The following is a 1,575-nucleotide window of genomic DNA, read 5'->3' as shown; positions in this document are numbered from 1 at the left end:
ACCGGCGCCAGCACGCGCCAGCCCGGCGCGGCCTCGACCAGGCGCTTCAGGGCCTGGGCGTTGCCGAGATCCCGCCGCAGCCGCCGCTGCAGCCCGGCCACCCCCTGCTCCCGGATCACGAACCACAACTTCAGCGCCCGGAACCGCCGGCCGAGCGGGACGCCGGTGTTCCGGAGATTCCGGACCCGGTCATCCACCGCCGATTGCAGGAAGCTCGGGTTCGCCGACATCACCCGCAGCAGGTGCTGTTCGTCGCGGACATAGTACAGCGAGCAGTCGAACGGCACGCCGAGCCATTTGTGGGCGTTGATGACGATGCTGTCGGCGCCTTCGATGCCGTCCCACATCCAGCGGCATTCCGGCAGGATCATGGCGCTGCCGGCCATGGCGGCATCGACATGCAGCCACAGGCCATGCCGCCGGGCCACGGCGGCGATCGCCGCCACCGGGTCGATCGCGGTGGTCGCGGTGGTGCCTGTCGTGGCGACCACGGCGCAGGGGCGCAGCCCCGCCGCCAGATCCGCCTTGACCATGTCTTCGAGCACGTCGGGCCGCATCGCCTGATCCGCGTCGAGCGGCACCTGGCGAACATGGTTGCGGCCGAAGCCGGCGAGCAGCGCGCCCTTCTCCACCGAGGAATGGGCGGCGGCGGAGACATAGACCGTCAGCGGCGCCGCGCCGCCCTGTAGCCCGTCCCCGGCATAGCCGTAGTCGCTGCTGCGTTCGCGGGCCGAGATCAGCGCCACCAGGGTGGAGGACGACGCCGTGTCGCTGATGACGCCGGTCCAGCTGTCCGACAGGCCGACCATCTGGCGGAACCAGTCGGTCACGACCTCCTCCACCTCCGTCAGCGCCGGCGACGATTGCCAGGACAGGCCGAGAACACCGAGACCGGTGCTGACGAGATCGCCGAGAATGCCCGCGCGCAGCGCATTGGCCGGGAAATAGCCGAAGAAGCGCGGGTGCTGCCAGTAGGAGAGGTTCGGCGTGATCAGCCGGTCGAGATCGGCGATCACCGCCTCGAACGGTTCGGGCTGGTCGGGCGCGGTGCGCGGCAGCGCGGCCTTGACCGCGCCGGGCTCGGTCGGCGCCTGCACCGGCCGCGCCGGGACCCCGGCCTGGTGGTCGGCCAGCCAGTCGACGAGCTGATGGCCATAGCGACGGAATGCTTCGATATCCATCAAGTCCGTCCTCTGAGTCTGACGGACGAGAGATAGGCGATGTCAGTCCGCATCCGCAAGGATCAGCCCGGCGCCCTTTTCCGCCACCATCATGGTCGGGGCGTTGATGTTGCCGGCGGTGACGTTGGGGAAGATCGAGGCGTCGACCACGCGCAGGCCGGCCAGGCCGTGCACCTTCAATTTGGCGTCGACCACCGAATTCGCCGCATCCGGCCCCATCGCGCAGCTGCCGCACAGGTGGTAGATCGAGCCGCTGTTGGCGCGGAACCAGTCCACCAATTCGTCATCCGTCTGGGCCGTGGCGGAGTCCGGCATCTCCTCCACCGTGATCGCGGCCAGACTCGGCGCCGCCATGATCCGCCGCGCCAGCCGGCTGCCCTGCAGCACCTCCTCG

General features: G+C 69.8%; 2 protein-coding genes. Both read right to left on the bottom strand.

Annotation, left to right across the window (positions count from 1 at the left end; all coding sequences use genetic code 11):
* On the bottom strand, positions 1–1,181 hold a 1,181-nt coding region (locus AC3XYG_RS36695; protein WP_489144844.1), incomplete at its 3' end, for a pyridoxal phosphate-dependent decarboxylase family protein.
* Between the two features lie 42 nt (positions 1,182–1,223).
* The coding region (locus tag AC3XYG_RS36690; RefSeq protein WP_489144843.1) for a GMC oxidoreductase at positions 1,224–1,575 on the bottom strand (352 nt) is incomplete at its 5' end.

This window comes from Inquilinus sp. (assembly GCF_057815775.1).
The sequence above is the reverse complement of the archived record's forward strand: the minus strand, read 5'-3'. Positions and strand labels throughout refer to the sequence as shown.